Raw genomic sequence first — 19,103 nt, forward strand, 5'->3', positions numbered from 1 at the left:
TGCTGGGCGGGCGAAGAACCAAGTGGGTCACCCGCACGCAGCGTGCGTTATTGCAGAGAAGCCTTTTCCCGCGTCACGACAATTGGTTCCCCGACATTCACGCTGCTGCGCATGAGCATCAACTGCTGCAAAGGCATGACCACGACGTCGGCATCGGCGATAGCCGGGAACGCTTGTTTAAACTGGGGGATGTCGCGATGCGCGGAGTCCGCCAAGCGCACGGCAAGCGTGCCCTGGGCAAGCCCGGTCAAAGCCTGCGCAATGATTGGAATGCCGGGCCCTGACGGCTGCTGGCCGTCATCGGTCCTGTCCACGTTCTCGATATCCAGAAACCCAAGGTATTGGACCTGGCCCGGCACTGCGTTGAATTTCCCCGATACCGCGAAAGCCATGCCACCGGGGTCAAGGACTGGGGTCCGCTCTGTGACTCCATGCAACGTCGTCAATTCGTTGGCTCCAGCCTTCACCTTGGCCGCCAGCAGAAACATCTGACTGGAAGCGGGTTCCAATGCCTTTTTGGCGAAACCATTCATGTCGGCCTGCGCGAATGTCGCCCTGAACGATGTGAAGGGATACTTGGGTTCTCGGGTGTTCTGGACGCGGGCGGCCAGCAGGACCAAAGTCTCGTCCGGTTGCAGGGCAACCGGCTTGCTCCCCGACAAATCCAGCATCGCACAACCCGCGAGCACCCATGCGCCCAAGACCACCACAAGCTTCCTCAACATCTGATACTCCTTTCCATGACTTTGTTAGTTTTGTTCGTTACATGGCCTGGTCGACAGGTCATGCCGATTGTGCTTGTACGATCGGCTGAACCGGCGCCCGGCCTGTGACGGCCAGGGTTTCCAGCACACGCGACGCCTCGAACAAAGCGCGATACTTGCCCGCACCAGTGATCAGTTCAGTGTGATGGCCTTGCTCGACAAGCTGCCCGCCATCGAGCACCAGGATGCGGTCGGCCAGGCGCAGCGTGGAGAGGCGGTGTGCGACGATGAAGACGGTACGGCCCGCGCAGATCTTCTCCAGGTTGTCGTGGATGACCCGCTCGGACTCGTAGTCCAGGCTGGCGGTGGCCTCATCGAGCAGCAGCAGGCGCGGGTTGGTTGCAAGCGCCCGCGCGATGGCGATACGGGCACGCTGGCCGCCCGACAGCAGGCTGCCGCGCTCACCGATCACGGTGTCGTAGCCTTGGGGCAAGGCGTTGATGAAATCGTGCGCTCCGGCCAGCTCGGCAGCTGCCATCACGGCCTCCAGCGACAGGCCCGGATCGGAGATGGCGATGTTGTCGCGCACCGACATGTTCATCAGCGCGACATCCTGCGACACCACGCCTACCTGGCTACGCAGCCAGGCCGTGTCCACTGTCGCCAGGTCGATTCCGTCAATCGTGATCCTGCCACCAGTGGGTGAGTAGAGGCGCTGCAACTGGCGAATCAGCGTCGTCTTTCCGGCACCAGATACGCCAACGACGCCCACGACTTCCCCAGCGGGAACAGAGAACGAGACATCCGACAGCACTTCAGCGCCGTCGGCCTGATAGGCAAAGCTGACGCGGTCGAAGCGGACAAAGCCCTGAATCGCTGCCCGTTGGGTCTGATCCGAGAACTGGCCCGCCTCGGTCGGCGTGTCCATGATGCCGCCCAGGCGCTTGACCGCCACGCGCATCTGCTGGAACTCCTGCCACAGCGACGAGAGCTTGATGATCGGTGCATTAACCCGGCCCGACAGCATGTTGAAAGCGATCAACCCGCCCACGGTGAGGTTGCCGTCGATCACCTGCATGGCACCGACGCCCAGCAGCACCACGGTCAATACCTTGCTGGTCAGATTGATGACCTGGTTGGTCCAGTTGCCGGTATGGCCCGATTCGAATGCGGCCACCGCGTAGCGCACCAGCCGGCTTTCCCAGCGGCGCTGCCAGTTGGCTTCAACGGCCTGACCCTTCAGGGTCTCCATCGCGCCGATGGTCTCCACCAGGAACGCCTGGTTGTCGGCGCCCAGTGCGAACTTGTCTTCCAGCTTCTTGCGCAGCATCGGGCTGACGACATACGACGCGCCAAAGAAGATCGGCAGGAAGCAGATCACGATGATGGTCAGGAGCGGGCTGTAGTAGAACATGACCGCCAGGAACACCATCGCGAAGAACAGGTCCAGCCAGGCGGTCAGCGCCTGCCCGGTCAGGAAGTTGCGCGCCGTCTCCAGTTCGCGCATCGACGCAATCACGTCACCGGCGCGGCGCGAATTGAAGTAAGACATCGGCAGGCGCATCAGGTGCCGGAACAGGCGCGCGCCCAGTTCGACATCGACGCGATTGGTCGTATGGGAGAGCAGGTACTGGCGCAAGCCAGTCAGCATCGCCTCGAACAGCGCCACGCCAGCCAGCGCCACCAGCATCACGACCAGCGTCGCCTGCGAGCGGTGGGTCAGCACCTTGTCGATCACGACCTGAAAGGCAAGCGGCGTCACCAGTGCAAAGATCTGCACGACGAACGAGGCCAGCAACACTTGCGTGAGTTCGGCCTTGTATTTCTTGATGGCCTGCCAGAACCAGCCAAAGCCGAACGCCGAGACACCGGCATTGGCCGTGCCATCGGTCAGGGATGCCACGCTGCGGCTGGCTTCGATCCAGGCATTGGCGAACTCGCCCGCGAAGGCCGCCGCGGGCACTGCCTGCGGCGGCTGGTCCGGTTCCCGCTGCACGTGGACGGCATCGGCATCCACCTTGCCGACCAGCACAACCCGGCCGCTGCGGGTCAGTGCCAGCGCAGGTAGTGCTGCGCGGCGCAGCTTGTCCACGCCGCCCTCGACCAACCTGGCGTCGAAGCCAAGATCGTCCAGGCCCCACAGCAGCCGGCTGGCGTCAAAGTCCTCACGCACGTCCCAGCGGCGCGCGAGGCCCTCGGGATCGGCCTTGACCTCATGCAGGCGTGCGAATACGGCAAGCATGCCAAGATTGGGCAGGGTTGGTTTCCAGTTCATGGCCGCACCCATGCCCGGGCCATCACAGCCCAAAGCAATGCATTCATCGTACTTTCTCGTCAAAAAATCAAGCGTTCCCGGCGGGTGGCGTGTTTCTCCCCCGCGGGATAGTTTTTTACTGCCAGTCTCGGTGACTGCGGACCTTTACATGTCGAGTATCAAGGTCATGACGGCTGGCCCATGCCCAAGTCCACCGCGCTGGCCTGTGCGGCGCGATCCATCATGTCGGCAAGGGTGTCCTCGCGCGGTGGGACAAAGCCGCTGGGGGCCTGGGACTCATCGGCAGTCGTCAGCAGCTTGTTCCACTGGAGGCAACTCCATTGCACGGCTTCCGCGCTGTGCGGCGAATAGGGACAACCTGAAGAAGGTGTCTCGGCAGTGGCGAGCAGCTGTGCCACGGCATCCGCGGCAAAGACGGCATCATCGGTCGGCTCGGTCGGCGCGATTCCCTGCTGGACCTCTTTCAGATACAGGGCGAAGCCGGGAAGCGGTACATCCTTGCCGGCAAACATCACGTCGGCGGCCTCGCTCTTGCTGCCATCGGTGTGCGTGACATCCACCGTGCCGAACACAACATTGCCATGATCGAGGTGGGCCTCGCCCTGGCGCTGGAGTGCGATGGAGGCGATGCCGGCGTCATCCAGGGTCTTGTGCTCGGCCTCGCTGAATTCGCCATTGCCATTGACGTCCTGCACCACCTTGAACTGGCTCCAGGCAGCGTCTTCCTTGCTGATCCTGCCGTCGCCATTGGTGTCGAAAGTGGCAAGCGCCTCAAGGTCAGTTTTCGTGCCGGGCGCGAAATTGGTCAGGCGCGTCTCTTCCACGGTGATCTTGCCATCGCCGTCGGCATCGAAGCCTAGTACACCATCGGTCGCGGCGGCCCATCCGATTTGCTCCGCCTGGCCGTCATGATTCACGTCTGCCTTGACGTTGGATTGATCCGCCGCGAGCAACTCCACGCCGTTGCCATTCAGGTCCATCACGAGGGGCGTGTAGCCGCCGCTAGCATTGGTGCCCTTGTGGGTAGCGCTGATCACCACGTCCATGGATGCCCCTTGAGCATCGGTAATACGGATGGTGAAGGCGTCAGCACCGGTGTAAGGGTCTCCCGCATGGCTCTCGTACTGCCAGTTGGCATAGCGGCTGACGAGCTCACCTGAGTGTTCAAAGCCATGTTCGGTTTCCCGATAGGTGTTGGCGTAGGCGTAACCGTGTTGCGGCGCCTGAACAATCGATATGACAATGGCCGCTGTATCGCCATCTGGATCGTAGGCAATGATCCGGCCCATTTCTCTTCGGGGATCATTGGCGGGGACAAGAACGCGTTCTGACTCATAGCTTGCCCCGGCGAAAAAGTAGTCGCCATCCATCTGGTCTAGTGCCAGTGGCCTGAGCATGCCATTCTGATAATGCGATGACGTATAAGGCTGCCGGCCGGCATCAAACAGCTGGCCTTGCAAGGCCAGCGACAAGGCCAGTGCTTCGTCATAGACTGGCTGGAAGACAGGGCCATCACTGTATACATACTGCCCGGCAGAGCCCGCACCCGCACCCGGACCAGCCTGGCCCACCACGACCGGCGGGCCGTCGTAATACCCAAAAATGGCGCGACCATACTCGATGGCCTCGATGATCGGCGCCTTGTTCACATGCTCAACATGCAGGAAGGCAGTGGCCCAGGTCTGCCCTCCGTAGGGATCGGACACCAGGTACTGAAAGGACGCCTGCCCATAGAAGTCGTGGTCAGGCGTGAACCGGATCTGGCCATCGGCCTGGATCTCGACCGTACCGTGCTGCGCATTGGCAACCTGGGTGACCGCGATCGCGTCGCCGTCCGGATCCGCGTCATTGGCCAGGAACTGCGCTGCGTTGATGACGAATGGCGTATTCTCATAGCCCGAGAAGCCGTCATCAACCGCCACCGGTGTCGTGTTGATCTTCTCCAGGTTGATGGTCGTGGTCGCCGTGGCAAAGCCGCCAACACCATCCGAGATGGTGTAGGTGAAGTGGCCTTGCGCACCCGGGTAGCCGCCAAAGCCCGGCTCCGGCAGGAAGGTCACCGAGCCGTCCGCATTCAGTCGCACAGTGCCGTGCTCGGCACCGGACACGCCCACAATGCGCAGATCGCCGTGCGGATTGTCGATGTCGAAATCATCCGCCAGCAAGGCCGCCGCGGTCAGCGTAATGGCCACGCCCCTGCGTCCGTCCACGATATTGTCGTTGGCGATCGGCGCATCATTGACTGGCGCCACGTGAATAGTCGCCGTCGCGGTCGAGACGCCTCCGACACCATCGCTTACTTCATACGTGAAACTGGCATCACCAAAGAAATTTGGATCGGGCACAAAACGGATGGTCCCATCCGGGTTCAGCGACACGGTACCGTGCGTGGCGCCATTGACGCGGGTGATGGAAAGCGCCTCCGGCGGGTTGTCCACATCCGTATCATTGGCAAGCAGTGCGACGGCATCAATGGTCAGCGCGGTGTCCTCGTTGCTCGCAATCACATCGTCGCGCAGCCGCGGAGCGTCATTGACGGGAGCCAGGTCAATGTCCACCCGCCCCGTGGTGATGGCGCCGTGCGGGTCCGACACGGTGTACTCAAAGCTTGCGGCACCAAAGTAGTCCGCTTCCGGGATGAAGGTGACGGTTCCATCGGCGTTCAGACGCACTTCGCCGTGCAAGGCATTGCCGACCGCTACCAGCGTGAGCGTGGCTTGCGCATCGTCCACATCCCGGTCATTGGCAAGCAAGCTGGCCGCGGTGAAGGCCGCTACCTCGTCCTCGTTGCCACGGAAGTCCTCGCCAGTCACGATCGGCGCGTCATTGACCGGTGCCAGATCGACCGTGGCCATCGCCTCGGTATAGCCGCCCGCGCCGTCGTAGACGCTGTAGAAGAAGGTCGCGGTGCCGAAGAAGTCCTGCTCCGGCACGAAGCGGATCTGCCCTTCGGGGGTCAGCTCGACCGTGCCGTGCTGGCCATTGCGCACCGAGAACACAGTCAGGTCCGAGTGGGGGTTATCCACGTCCCAGTCATTGGCCAGCAGCGTCGCCTGCTCGATCAGCAGTACGGTGTCCTCGTCGGTGGCGACGGTTTCACCCGCCACCACCGGCACGTCATTGACGGGGCGGATTTCGAGGTTGACCGTGGCGGGCGTCAGGCCACCGTTACCATCCGACACCCAGTAGACAAAGCTGGCCGGCCCGAAATAATCCTGGTCAGGCAGGAAGCGCACGTTGCCGTGGGCATCGAGGGCCACCAGGCCGTGCGTGGCGTCGGAAACACGCTGGATGCTCAGCACGTCGCCGATGGTGGGCGTATCCACATCGAAATCGTTGGCAAGCAGTTGCGCCGAGGTGAACAGCAGGCCGGTATCTTCATCGAAAGCAGCCGTTTCGCCAGCGGTTACCGGCGCATCATTGACCGGCGCAATGTCCAGGTAGACGCGGCCGGTCGCCTGCAGGCCATACTCATCCTCGACGGTATAGCGGAAGCGCGCCGGCCCCCAATAGTCTGGGTCAGGGGTGAACACAATGCGCTGGCTGCCGTCAGGCAGCAGTGTCAGGGTCACCGTGCCATTCTCGCCGCCGTAGACGTTGATCAAGCGCAGTGGCTGGGTCAGGACGTTGCGCGAGGTATCGTTGGCCAGCAGCACTGCCGCATCGATGGCATAGCGAGTGTCCTCGATGCCTGCGACCTGCTCATCGGCTACGTCCGGCGCGATGATCTGGATATCCTCGCCGTTCGGCCCGGCCACCACGCGGTCGGGCGTAGTGGTCAGGATCGTATCGTCACTTGCCGCATCGTAGTTGACACCACCCGCCGGCACTGATCCGATCAGATCCAAAGTGACTTCGACCGGCGACCCGATCGTTGCCTCGCTGACAACTGGGCGCGTCGCCGGTGGCAAGGCGTTGACTGGCACCTGTACAAAGGGCGGCTGAGCCACAGTCGGTTGCGGCTGGCCCGGCGAATCAGCCGTCGTTGCAAGTTCTGCCGGCAGGTGGCTGATGGTGTTGTTGCCGGTTGTATCGATAGCGGGGACTGGCCCATCGGGCTGCCCGCCACCTTCTGCCGCGTTGGCAACGCCGGCCACGGCACCTACCGCGACACCCAGCAGAGCGCCGGTGCCCGCAAACAGGCTGTCGCTACTCTTGATCCACTGATCGCGGATCGCAGCGAAAGCATCGGTTGGGCTAGCTGGCGGAGCGCTGGTGACACGGCCGTCCGCCGGGCGCACCGTATCGGTACGCTGCGCAGGCCTGCCGGGATTCGCGTCGTCCTTCGAGATCAGGCGGCTGTCATCTCGCTCGACACGGGTGGCAGTAGTCTGCCCGACCGGGGTCGTGCCCTCGCCATCGGCCACGCGGTCATCGCCAGCGACGATCGCGTCTTCGGCAAGCGTCTGCTCGTGCTGCTTGTCGCTGGCAGTTTTGATGCGACTGTCGCCTTCGGCGACTTGCATCTCAGCGCTGGCGTTTTCCAAGGCTACGCCACCATGGGTATGGCCAGCTTCGCCCGTGTAATCATGGGTGACGACGGCATTCAGGATCGTCTCGCCGCCTTCCTTCGCGTGCAACATGCCGGCAAAGGCGTCAAGCTGGCCATCGCCGTCCGTGTCCACAAACGCCGCCTGATAGGCGTCGCCGCGCACGTCCGCCGTCAGGTGGTGCTCGGTGACCGTCATGACGCTGCCATCGGCGGCGCGCAGGACTGGTGGCGTGCTGGTGAAGTCCAGGCTGGCGATACCCCGGTCGAGGAACGAGGCGAACTCGCCCTGATCGGTCTGGCCGTTGCGGTTAACGTCAAGCCAGATGCCCAGGGCGGCAAAGGCCGGGTCGGAAGTGTCCAGCTTGCCGTCGTGGTTGACATCGAGCCATTGCATGCTGTTGCGGGCATGGGCGGCGGAGGCATCCGGGTCGTTGGTCAGGATCTCGTTCTGCCCGATCCTGCCATCGCCGTTCACATCGATGGAGAGGATGCCCTGGTTGGCCTTCACCCAGTCCGTCTGCTCGATGTAGCCGTCCAGATCGACGTTCTTGCCGATCCGGCCAGGGTTCACACCTGCAGGCAGTTCCGGCTTCAGGTCGACCGTCAGCGCAGTAAAATGCTGGTGGATGCCGTCAGCGTCTGCCTCAGGCATGCCTGCGTCGGCCTTAGCCTCATGCCAATCCGGGCTGTGCAGTTGCTGGCCAGCTCGCGACCGGTTCTCTTCAATGCTGCCCGTTGCCGGAGCGGTGACGACGCCAGATTCGCGCATGTGGGCAAGCACCGATTCCGCTTCCCAGGCCGGGACGATGGCAGCGAATGCCTGCTGCATGAACTGCTGCGCAATGGTCGCCTGGCTGGTGTCATAGCGCAAACCAGCGCCATCATAGTAGCGTCTCTGCTCCTGGCCGTTGTCGTCGATCCACTTGAGATACAACTGACCGCCGTTATCGTTCAGGCGCGCCCCATCAGGATCGAAGATATAGCCGATGGTCGGCAGGCGCTGTGGAATGATGGCGTAAAGGGGGTTGCCGTTGGCATCCACCTGCTGGGCAAGCGACACCTGCAGGGCGTCGACCAGGCTTTGCAGGATGTTGGCAGGCGTCGCGCCGCCATCCTCGGCATCGGTGGTCTTGAGCACGTGAATGCTGCCGTCCGGATTCCACACAGCGGTGGCTTCGCCTTCTAGCGTCGGAAGATCCTCGGCGAATACCGCCGAGCCGATCATCGTGACGGCTATCGCCGCAAAGGCTACCGGAGGGCAATAAGAGGTGTATCCCGCAACGGCCATGCCAGCAGCAATAGCACTCAGCGCAGCGCCGGCGGTCTGGACGCCGTTGCCGTCCTCGATTGCCTTCAGCAGCGTGACAACACTGGCGACAAATGCCAGGGCACCAGCCACTTGCCCAACTGTGGCGGCGGTGTCCAGCAAGGAGGCCGCGGAGCCCGACTCGGCCTGGAAGGCAACGATGCCTTGTTGCTTGAGCACATTGGCATACATCGCCGCAGCCTGACTGCCAAGGTTCAAGCTTGATGCGGCAATACCCAAGCCATCCCCGTCCTGGATGGCATTGAGCAGGTTCATTCCCGCCGCCAGTACGTTCAAGGCACCCGGTATGCCGTCGGGAAGAATTTTTCCGCCGCTTACGCTGTCGAGACTGGACAGCATGGCTGCGCTCGCAAGCGCGATGGCCTTTGTATCGCCGGACTCGATGGCTTGCATGAGAGATTGCAAGCTTTGCACGCTGCCCAGCACGTCCTGCAATTGCACCGGAGATGAATCCGAGGAATCGGGATGGGAAGTGATATCGTCAGGCGTTGGAGCGGTATCAAGATGGGGAAGCGAGGCGACCTCTGTGCCTTCAATGAAGTCGAACTCGGTGGCCCCCTCATGTGGAAGAAGGCCGAAAGCATTTTCAGGTACCTTGTCGCGTTGTGGCCCAAGTATGGCGTAGGCTTCTTCCGCCGTCATCTCGCCATTTCGTACGCGATTCTCTGCCTCAGCGCCCACGAGACCATAGGCGACTATTTCGGCGGGAATGTCGAGCACCACATACTGATCACCAAATTCACCGGGCAGCTCCAACTCACTGATAAGCCCGGCCTTTCGCATCTCCTGTATGGTTGGATCGTCCTTGGGGTATAGCATCTTGCAAATACCCTCGCCCGGCTTCATGACGCCGCCCTTGCCTTGCCCCCAGATTTCTTCTAGCGCCTTCTCGGCGGCGGGATTCGCTGCGCCGCCTGGGTTGGGCAGAAGTTTGCCGGTCACGGCACCCACCAGGCTATTGAAGCCCTCCGCACAAGCAAGCTGATTCGTAGCGTTGCTTGGCGTAATCCATTCGAGACCGGCCGAAAACACCGACTTGCCACTGTCGATGGCGGAACCCAATATCCCTCGTGCGGTACCGGTATCCCACTCTGTGTGGCCGTTGTCGTAGTAGATCTTGCCGTCCAGCTTCACCGGATTGGCAGACTCGGGGAACAGCTTGTTGTCGTTTGCGAATTGCTGGAATTCGCCGGCTCGCGCATTCAGCGCATCGCGCGTGACTTCCAACTGATGGCGTTCCAGAGCCGAAAGATTGGGATCGTTACGCAGACGCGATTCGTACTGCATCGCTTTCGCGTAGTCCTGCTTGGCGGTATCCAGGAAGTCGTTGTATTGCTTGACAGCCTTTAGTTGGCTCAGCCGCGCCTGCCCGAATTGCGATGGGGATGCGCCTGTATCTTGTAGCCGATAGATCGTCTGATCCCAATTCTTGAGCTCAGCTTTATATCGCGCTGCCTGACTCTGCCATTGCTGATTCTGCGTCGCCATTAGTTGTTCCCCAGCCCGAGCTTGACGCATTCCTCCAGTCGAGGAGTCCACGCTTCCAGCTTGCTTGCCAGTTCTAGGTGACCAAGGGCCTTTGGCACTTGCAATGGATCTCGAAGCTGCGACAGGACTGTGCTCACGTCAAGCAGGACCGCGTATCGTTTGGCAAAATGTTCCCAGCAGTACAGGCGAATCCAATCCCTCTCATCTTTCGGGGAGAATCCGGCGAGATATGCCCAAATAGATAAAGCACCGCCGTAGCCCTCCCGTTCGGCCCTAATCGCAAAATTGCTTCCAACAGGGATGTCCAAAGACATTCCTTGGCTTCCTGTCAGAAGAAGTCCACCAACTATTCGTAAGCATGCGGGGTGCCCAATAGCTGCTCCTCGCTCCACATATGAGAGCGCGGGGCTTATATACTTCGCTTCTTTACCTTTTTGATCTCTGTCAATTAATCGCCAGTACAAGCACATGGCGCCTGCATCTCCGCCATCGGCCAATTCGGTAAGTCGCGTCAGTGGCTTCTTTACGGAATAGCGAATACCGGTGGACGGCTGGAGAACCTGCAGCGTGATATACGCCAGCTCATAGCCGTCCTGAGCCATGGCCATCCAATCGGCCTCACGGCGATTTGTACCGTCGTTGCCCATGTACTTCGGCGAGCCCGTGTTCCAGGTGTACAGCTCGTTGAACAGGTCCCGTTCATACCCCGCTCTCTTTTCTCGCGAAAGCTGCTTCGCCTTCTCGTAGTCAAATGGGGGGAGGTCGTGGCGCTCCTGGGCGTGCGCCCAGAGCACGACCGATGCAAGAATGATTGCGCCAGCAAGCAACGTCGCATCAAGCAACCGACGATTCTTGACGAGTTTCATTGGTGAGCGACCAAACATTCTGCATTGCCCCTTCGATTATCTTTCATTACTACGGCAACCGCTTTTCATGGATGCACGAGTGCCCCCCACGGAAGACCGGGTCATCTTTGGCTGGCGACCTTCGTTGCTTCTCCACACCGAAATCGAGTCGGGCATTCTTGCTCTCCAAGCTTGAGTGAACGCACTCATCCAAGGCCACCAGCGAACCGAAACTAGGGTGGAGCGCTAGAACACACCTCCAAGAATCCTAGCGCACGCATCATACCAAACCCACTTTCCGGACCATGCGGGAATATTCCCCAATAACTACCAGAAAATTCAGAATATAAATAATAAGATCAGAAATTAAATCCTCTAACATCAGTCCGAGGATCGCGTCCAGTGTTGGGGCGACATCAGGATATAGCGTGCGATTTGGCCCACTCCCTTTTTTATGGCAATTGTTTACATTTGCTCGTGAGATGTCCTGCGGCGACGGGCTCTGGAACACCAGCAGCCCGCAATCGGGGGGATGGCCGTTCAGCTTGATGTCGGCCTCGCCCTCGAATGGGGTCGTCGCCGAGCCGGCACACAGTCGGTACCGGAAATGGCACTATCGAGGGCGAGCTACTCGCCAGCATCAGGAGCCTTATTAGTACCCGCAAAGCCCGCCGGGTTCGAGCCAAGTTGGCGATGGCAGCCACGACCTCTGGTGGGCCGCCTGACGGGCGGCGGTAGCGCGATGAGGCGAGCGAGGGCAATACGACGTGTACCCGGCGACCGCCATACCGGCCGCGGCCGTGCTCAGCGCGGCGCTGGCAATCTGATAGCCATTCCCGTCCTCGATCGCCATGACCAACGTCACCGTGCTCACAACCAGGGCGAGGCCTCCCGCCACCTGCCCCATGGCGCCGGCCGATTCCATGAGACTGTTCCCTGCGGCGGTGGCACCGGTCTGATACGCCGCAATACCCTCGTCCTTGAGCATGTTGGCGTAGAGAGCCGCCGCCTGGCGCTACCAAGGTTGGCACTGGCAACAGCAATGCCCAGTCAGTTGCCGTCTTGAATGGCGTTGGACAGGTTGAGGCCGGAGAGCTTAAGTACCGCATTCTCCAAGCGCAATAAGTCTGCGCGCAATTGCTGCGCTTGGTTTATCCACTGATCTTGTAACGCAGACATCAATCATCTCCCATGCCAAGGGCAACGCATTCGCTCAATGAAGGTGCCCACCTTTCAAGCTTGTCTGCAAGTGCGAAATACGTCGGCCTCGGTGGTCGTCTGAAGGGGTCGCGAAGCTGTGAAATTACAGTATTGAGATCTGAATAGACGGTGTAGCGCCTTGCCAGATACTGCCAACAGTAGAGCCTTGTCCACTCTTCATCGCTTTCTGCTGATTGCTGCGCAAGATAGGTAGCTATGGGTCGTGCCCCGCCGTAGCCTGCACGTTCAGCCCCTATGGCTGCGGTGATACCTGCTGGCACATCCTTCGGATACCCGTGAATTCCGGTCATCAGATAATAGCTAACATCCCGCAAGCAAGCCGGATGTCCAAGCTCCGCACCTCGTTGCTTGTATGCATAACCGGGTTTAATGTACTTCGCCTCCTTCCCTGCAGGATCTCTATCAATGAGATAGGTGTACAAACACATTGCCCCGGCATCTCCGCCAGCGGCTAATTTGGTAAGTCGAGCCAAGGGCTTGTCGACGGAGTAGCGAATACCGGTGGACGGCTGGAGAACCTGCAGCGTGATATAAGCCAGCTCATACCCGTCCTGAGCCATGGCCATCCAATCAGCCTCACGGCGATTTGTACCGTCGTTGCCCATGTACTTTGGCGAGCCCGTGTTCCAGGCGTACAGCTCGTTGAACAGGTCCCGTTCATACCCCGCTCTCTTTTCTCGCGAAAGCTGCTTCGCCTTCTCGTAGTCAAATGGGGGCATGTCGTGGCGCTCTTGGGCGTGCGCCCGGAGCACGACCGATGCAAGAATGATTGCGCCAGCAAGCAACGTCGCATCAAGCAATCGACGATTCCTGACGAGTTTCATTGGTGAGCGACCAAACATTCTGCATTGCCCCTTCGATTATCTTTCATTACTACGGCAACCGCTTTTCATGGATGCACGAGTGCCCCCACCCACGGAAGACCGGGTCATCTTTGGCTGGCAACCTTCGTTGCTTCTCCACAGCGAAATCGAGCTGACATTCTTGCTCTCCAAGCTTTAATGAACGCACTCATCCAAGACCACCAGTGAACCGAAACTAGGGAGAGCGCTAGAACACATCTTCAAGAATCCGGGTGCACAAATCATACCAAGTCCACTTTCCCGATCATGTGGGAACATTCGCCAAGAACTACCAGAATATTCCGAATAGAGATAGTAATATCAGAAATCAAATTCTCTAGTATCAGTCGGGGATCCGCGTCCAGTGCTGGGCCGCACCGGGATTTCGCGAGCGATTTGGCCCACTCCTTTGTTCATGGCAATTGTTTACATTTGCTCGTGAGATGTCCTGCGGCGACGGGTTCTGGAACACCAGCAGCACGCAATCGGGGAGACGGTCGTTCAGCTTGATGTCGGCCTCGCCCTCGAATGGGGTCGTCGCCGCGCCGGTACAGTCGGTACCGGGAACGGCGCTATCGAGGGCGAATTCGGCACCAGCGTCACGGTTTAGACTGGCGCCCCATCGTGGGGGAGCATCCACACGTCCTTCGTAGTAATAGGCCCCGTTCCAAACTCCACCAGATAACAACCCACCGGCTTTAATGTCATCTCGGAAAGCCTGATCAATCGAACCGTCCGACATGGTTCGCCAAAAATACTGACGGTATATTTTGTCAACATGAAGGACTCGAAGTAGCTCTTGAGGTTGAGCAAGCAGTAATACAGACGCCGCGCAACATACTGTGCCTAGAGTGTTCCCATCATTCATCTCCAAGCCCAAGTGCAACACATTCATGCAAGGACGGTGACCATTTGGCTAGCTGTTCTGCCAACGCCACATTGTGTGTACTGGGGTTCTTGAGCGAATTGGTAAGCTGAAAGATTACCGTGTTGAATTCTGAATAGACTACGTATTTCGAAGCCAATTGCTGCCAGCAATAGAGTCGCTGCCAGTCCGCATCATTGATGATTGGTTTGCGTGCGAGATAAATAGCTATAGACGCGGCGCCACCATAGCCTTCTCGCTCCGATCGGATTTCCGCATCGAACCCTTCAGCAACATTCCGCTGGAATCCATAAATTCCTCTCAGGGAAAAGGATCCAACATTCCGCAAACAGGCTGGATGGCCAAGTTCAGCCCCTCTTCGTAGATAGGCAAATGCCGCATCAATGTACTTTGCTTCTTTGCCTTTGGGGTCTGCGTCAATCAAGTTAAGGTATAAGCACATAGCCCCCGCATCTCCGCCATCGGCCAATTCGGTAAGTCGCGTCAGTGGCTCCTTTACGGAATAGCGAATACCGGTGGACGGCTGGAGAACTTGCAGCGTGATATACGCCAGCTCATAGCCGTCCTGAGCCATGGCCATCCAATCAGCCTCACGGCGATTTGTACCGTCCTTGCCCATGTACTTTGGCGAGCCCGTGTTCCAGGCATACAACTCGTTGAATAGGCTCCGTTCGTACCCCGCTCTCTTTTCCGGAGAAAGCTGCTTCGCCTTCTCGTAGTCAAACGGTGGCAGGTCGTGGCGCCCTTGGGCGTGGGCCCAGAGCACGACCGAGGCAAGAATAATTGCGCCAGCAAGCAACGTCGCATCAAGAAACCGACGATTCTTGACTAGCTTCATCGGTGAGCGACCAAACATTCCGCATTGCCCCTTCGATTATCTTTTCATTACTACGGCAACCGCTTTTCATGGATGCACGAGTGCACCGCCCACGAAAAACCGGGTCATCTTTGGCTAGCGACCTTCGTTGCTTCTCCACAGCGAAATCGAGTCGGGCATTCTTGCTCTCCAAACTTGAGTGAACGCACTCATCCACCGAGATCGCGTCCCAGTGTTGGGCCGCCGGTCCAGCCATCAGCTATCTCCAAGCTTAAGAGCAATGCATTCATCCAGTGTCGGATGCCAGGCTTCAAGCCTGTCGGCAAGAATCCGGCTCTCGGACATTTCCGTTTGGTTCCTCACTTCACGCAAGACGCTTTTAGGATTGGCATAGGTGCTGTACTGGCTAGCATGTGTCTGCCAGCAGTAGTACCTCGTCCATTCCATAGGGCTAATCATCTCCTGCCGGGCGATGTATACCGCTATTGAGCCGGCTCCGTCATATCCCGCCCGTTCCGCCTTGACGGAAGCATCGAACCCTGCCGGCACGTCCTTGGGGAATCCCTGGATGCCGGTCATAAGGAAGAATCCGACGCGACTTAGGCACGCCGGATGCCCGAGTTCCGCGCCGCGCCGCCAATATGCACGGGCTTGTTCCCTGTACTCGGCTCGCTCCCGCTCCGACCCCATGTTGCTGAGAAGTGGGTACAAGCACATGGCGCTTGCATCTCCGCGATCAGCCAATTCGTTAAGTCGGGCCAGGGGCTTCTTTACCGCGTAGCGAATGCCAGTGGACGGCTGGAGAATTTGCAGCGTGATATACGCCAGTTCATAGCCGTTCTGGGCCATGCTCACCCAGTCGGCCTCACGCCGGGTGGTTCCGTCCTTGCCCATGTACTTGGGCGTGCCGGTGTTCCAATCATCCAGTTCGTTGAACAGACTTCGTTCGTATTCGGCCCTCTTTTCCGGCGAAAGCTGCTTCGCCTTCTTGTAGTCAAATGGTGGCAGGTCGTGGCGCTCTTGGGCGTGGGCCCAGAGCACGACCGAAGCAAGAATGATTGCGCCAGCAAGCAACGTCGCATCAAGCAACCGACGATTCTTGACTAGCTTCATTGGTGCGCGACCAAACATGCTGCATTGCCCCTTCGCTTATTTTCCATTACTACAGCAACCGCTTTTCATCGACACGATGGTCCTCGCGCAAATAAGATATACCGCACAAAACTGTGACAGGCGATCTTCGTTGCTTCCCCAAAGCGAAATCGAGTCTGGCATTCTTACTCTCAAAGAGTGAGTGCAACGCACTCATCCAAGGCCACCAGCGGACCAGAACATTAGAGAGCAATAGAACACGCCTCTAAGAATCCTGGCGGACTCATCATACCAAGTCCACTTTCCTGATCATGCGGGAATATTCCCCAAGAACTACCAGAAGATTCTGAATATAAATAAATATGATCAGAAACTAAATTCTCTAATATCAGTCCGGGATCGCGTCCAGTGCTGGGTCGCGCCAGGATACCGCGAGCGATCTGGCCCACTCCTTTGTTTATGGCAATTGTTTACATTTGCTCTTGAGATGTCCTACGGCGCGCTCTTGAACAAATCCAGCGGCACACAGTCGCGATGCTTGTCGTTCGGCTAGATTACAGCGCCGCCCTCAGAATGGGTTCGTGGCCGAGCCGGTGCTGTCGATGCCGGGAATAGCGCTGTCGCGGGCGAATTACGCGTCGGCGTCAGATCCCTATTTGCACCGTAAAGCCTGCCGGGGTCCGGATCGAGTCGGCGCTGACGCTGGCCTATGGCAATGGCGCGGCGGTAAAAGCGCGGGTGGAGAAGGAATTGCCCGAGATGCGCCGCGGGCCGATATTCGGGCGGAGTAAGTCCGCCTGGGCGGCTGTCGGTTGCCGTCCCTATTCCAAATGCGCCGCGAACCCCACCGTTCCCGGCGCAACGTCCTCGCGAAGCGTCAGCTGCGGAATCTGGTAGTCCCCCGCGTTCTGCCGCCGGAACGGCATCGGTGCGGTCGTCCCCAGCGCATCCAGCCGCTCGCCCAACTCCTCGCGAATCTGAGCAAAGCGCGCCTCATCAACCTTGCTGGTCCGATACACGAGGTACGGCGGCAGCACGTCAAACCCGGGGTAGTACAGGATGCCGTGGTGGATCGGGAACAAGATGTCGTCGATCGGGCCATTGATCCCGCGCGGGCTGTAGTGCGATTCCCAGCCTCCAGTCGTGACGACCAGCATGGCGCGCTTGCCAGCGAGGCTGCCTTCGCCATAGCGGTCGCCCCAGCGCTCGTCAGAGTGCTCGCCGACGCCGTAGGCAAAACCATAGGCATAGACGCGCTCGACCCAGCCCTTCAGGATGGCCGGCATCGAGAACCACCACAGCGGGAACTGCAGGATGACCGTGTCGGCCCAGCGCAGCTTTTCCTGCTCATGCGCAATGTCATCGCTCTGCAGCCCGTTCTCGAAGGCGTGCTTGGAATCCAGTGACGGATGGAACGGCGTGTCGCCGGGCCGGGCCTTGGTGTCGGCGCCGTCGAGCTGCGCCTTCCACTGCATCGCATACAGGTCCGAGACCTGGACCTGGTGCCCGGCACCGCGCAAGCGCTGCACGGTAAAGTCGCGGATCGCCCCGTTGAGCGACCTCGGTTCCGGGTGGGCATAGACAAGCAATACGTTCATGACAGCGGCTTCCAATGATTGAGTGAAGCCAGCATAGGCCGTCTTCCGTTATATTAGAAATGAATATCCAATATCCCAGGTATTGTCATGACTAATCTCAGGCGGCTCGACCTGAACCTGCTGGTGACGCTGGATGTGCTGCTGTCCGAGCACAACGTGACCCGCGCGGCGCAGCGGCTGCACCTGTCGCAGCCTTCGGTCAGCGTGCATTTGTCCAGGCTGCGCGACTACTTCGGCGACCCGCTGCTGTTGCCGGGCCCGCGCGGCATGCGCCCCACCGCCAAGGCGGAATCGCTGCGCGAACCGTTGCGCGAAGCGCTGGGCGCGCTGGAGCACGCGGTTTCGTCTGATAGTCCATTCGATCCTGCTGCCTCGACCCACACCTGGCGCGTGGCCGCGACCGACTATGGCGAATCGACCATCGTGCTGCCGGCGCTGCAGGCGCTGCGCATGGCGGCGCCCGGCGCACGCCTGGCCGTGGTGGAGATGGTGCCACCGCGTATCGCCCGGCAGGCCGAGCGCGCCGAACTGGACCTGGCCTTCCACACCACCGATGGCTCGCCGCCGGGCCTGCACCGGCGCGCGCTGTTTACCGAGCGCTATGTGCTGGTGGGCCGCGCCGGCCATCCGCGGCTGAAGCGGAGGCCCACGCTGGCGCAGTTCTGCGCGCTCGACCACGTGATCGTGTCGCCGGACGGCGGCGGCTTTTACGGCGTCACCGACGAGGCGCTGGCACTGGCCGGCATGCAGCGGCGTGTCGTGCTGTCCGTGCCCCACTTCCTGTTTGTCACGTCGGCCGTTGCCAGCACCGATCTGGTGGCGATGCTGCCCGAGCGGTTGGTGCACGGCGTGCCGGGACTGAAGGTGGTGGAACCGCCAGTCGACGTACCGGGCTATGAGATGTCGATGTTGTGGCCGGAGCGCGTGCATCGCGATTCGGCACACCGCTGGCTGCGTGAGCTCATCGCCACATCGGTCTGAGCGGCGCTGCCTCGCACGTTTGCATACAAAACTGGAATACAATCATCGCTTTCAACGCTGCGGCATGGGGTGGTGCCCGGTGCCGCCCCAGTTTTGGAGGAGACTATGACGTATTCAGAAACGGGCCTGACTTCCCGCCACGTGGCCGCGCTCGCGCCGATCGAGGACTACCTGCAGGGCCATATCACCGGCAAGGCCGAATTCATGTACAAGGCGTTTGCCGCCGACGCGCGCATCGTCTCGTTCCGCGACGGCAAGCTGCATTCGCTGACGGTCGAGGAATTCACCTCGGCGCGCTGCCCCGGCCATCCCGCAGCGGACGAGGCGCAGCGCAAGCGCTTTATCACGCAGTTCGATGTGGTGGGCAATGCCGGCGTCGCCAAGGTGGTGCTGGAATACCCGGGCGTGACCTTCACCGACTACATGACGCTGCTGGAGATCGACGGCGTCTGGAAGATCGTCAACAAGACTTTCAGCGCCGCACCGCGCTGAGGATGGGACAGCCGCTGCGGCAAATCGCCGCAGCGGTGCAGCA

Annotated in this window: 13 protein-coding genes and 1 pseudogene; 3 read left to right on the top strand and 11 right to left on the bottom strand. The window is 60.0% G+C overall.

The window, feature by feature from the left end; all coding sequences use genetic code 11:
- Window positions 1–47: 47 nt before the first annotated feature.
- The 10 genes from ACW4E8_RS01670 to ACW4E8_RS01715 form a co-directional block, all read right to left on the bottom strand.
- Window positions 48–725, bottom strand: coding sequence for a hypothetical protein (locus tag ACW4E8_RS01670; RefSeq protein WP_456802924.1), 678 nt, complete (start codon window positions 723–725; stop codon window positions 48–50).
- A 58-nt stretch (window positions 726–783) separates the two neighbouring features.
- Window positions 784–2,979, bottom strand: coding sequence for a peptidase domain-containing ABC transporter (locus tag ACW4E8_RS01675; protein ID WP_456802925.1), 2,196 nt, complete (start codon window positions 2,977–2,979; stop codon window positions 784–786).
- A gap of 164 nt (window positions 2,980–3,143) precedes the next feature.
- Window positions 3,144–10,286: a tandem-95 repeat protein gene (locus tag ACW4E8_RS01680; protein ID WP_456802926.1), complete on the bottom strand. Its 7,143-nt coding sequence runs from the start codon at window positions 10,284–10,286 to the stop codon at window positions 3,144–3,146.
- On the bottom strand, window positions 10,286–11,152 hold the full coding sequence (locus ACW4E8_RS01685) for a hypothetical protein (protein WP_456802927.1): 867 nt from the start codon (window positions 11,150–11,152) through the stop codon (window positions 10,286–10,288). Before ACW4E8_RS01685 ends, ACW4E8_RS01680 begins: the two co-directional genes overlap by 1 nt.
- Window positions 11,153–11,783: 631 nt before the next feature.
- A complete protein-coding gene (locus tag ACW4E8_RS01690; RefSeq protein ID WP_456802928.1) occupies window positions 11,784–12,119 on the bottom strand; it encodes a hypothetical protein in 336 nt (111 codons plus the stop codon).
- Between the two features lie 62 nt (window positions 12,120–12,181).
- Window positions 12,182–12,310: a hypothetical protein gene (locus tag ACW4E8_RS01695; protein ID WP_456802929.1), complete on the bottom strand. Its 129-nt coding sequence runs from the start codon at window positions 12,308–12,310 to the stop codon at window positions 12,182–12,184.
- On the bottom strand, window positions 12,310–13,152 hold the full coding sequence (locus tag ACW4E8_RS01700) for a hypothetical protein (protein WP_456802930.1): 843 nt from the start codon (window positions 13,150–13,152) through the stop codon (window positions 12,310–12,312). The genes ACW4E8_RS01695 and ACW4E8_RS01700 overlap by 1 nt, the downstream gene beginning before the upstream one ends.
- A gap of 385 nt (window positions 13,153–13,537) precedes the next feature.
- Window positions 13,538–13,936, bottom strand: coding sequence for a hypothetical protein (locus tag ACW4E8_RS01705; RefSeq protein ID WP_456802931.1), 399 nt, complete (start codon window positions 13,934–13,936; stop codon window positions 13,538–13,540).
- 118 nt (window positions 13,937–14,054) lie between these two features.
- Entirely contained in the window at window positions 14,055–14,918 is an 864-nt protein-coding gene (locus ACW4E8_RS01710) for a hypothetical protein (RefSeq protein WP_456802932.1), read from the bottom strand.
- A gap of 234 nt (window positions 14,919–15,152) precedes the next feature.
- Complete coding sequence (locus ACW4E8_RS01715) at window positions 15,153–16,010, bottom strand: hypothetical protein (protein ID WP_456802933.1); 858 nt, start codon at window positions 16,008–16,010, stop codon at window positions 15,153–15,155.
- Between the two features lie 663 nt (window positions 16,011–16,673).
- Here ACW4E8_RS01715 and ACW4E8_RS01720 point away from each other — a divergent pair.
- Window positions 16,674–16,780, top strand: a pseudogene (locus ACW4E8_RS01720) (tripartite tricarboxylate transporter substrate binding protein); the annotation flags it as partial.
- Between the two features lie 30 nt (window positions 16,781–16,810).
- On the opposite strand, the gene ACW4E8_RS01725 reads toward ACW4E8_RS01720, so the two are convergent.
- The gene (locus tag ACW4E8_RS01725; protein WP_456802934.1) at window positions 16,811–17,587 is read right to left on the bottom strand and encodes an NAD(P)H-dependent oxidoreductase; all 777 of its coding nucleotides are present in this window, start codon (window positions 17,585–17,587) and stop codon (window positions 16,811–16,813) included.
- Between the two features lie 87 nt (window positions 17,588–17,674).
- Here ACW4E8_RS01725 and ACW4E8_RS01730 point away from each other — a divergent pair, with 87 nt between their 5' ends.
- Both ACW4E8_RS01730 and ACW4E8_RS01735 read left to right on the top strand, forming a co-directional pair.
- Entirely contained in the window at window positions 17,675–18,568 is an 894-nt protein-coding gene (locus ACW4E8_RS01730) for a LysR family transcriptional regulator (RefSeq protein ID WP_456802935.1), read from the top strand.
- Between the two features lie 105 nt (window positions 18,569–18,673).
- The gene (locus ACW4E8_RS01735) at window positions 18,674–19,060 is read left to right on the top strand and encodes a nuclear transport factor 2 family protein (protein WP_114134091.1); all 387 of its coding nucleotides are present in this window, start codon (window positions 18,674–18,676) and stop codon (window positions 19,058–19,060) included.
- Window positions 19,061–19,103: the final 43 nt, after the last annotated feature.

The sequence above is a fragment of the Cupriavidus sp. CP313 genome (genome assembly GCF_054072015.1).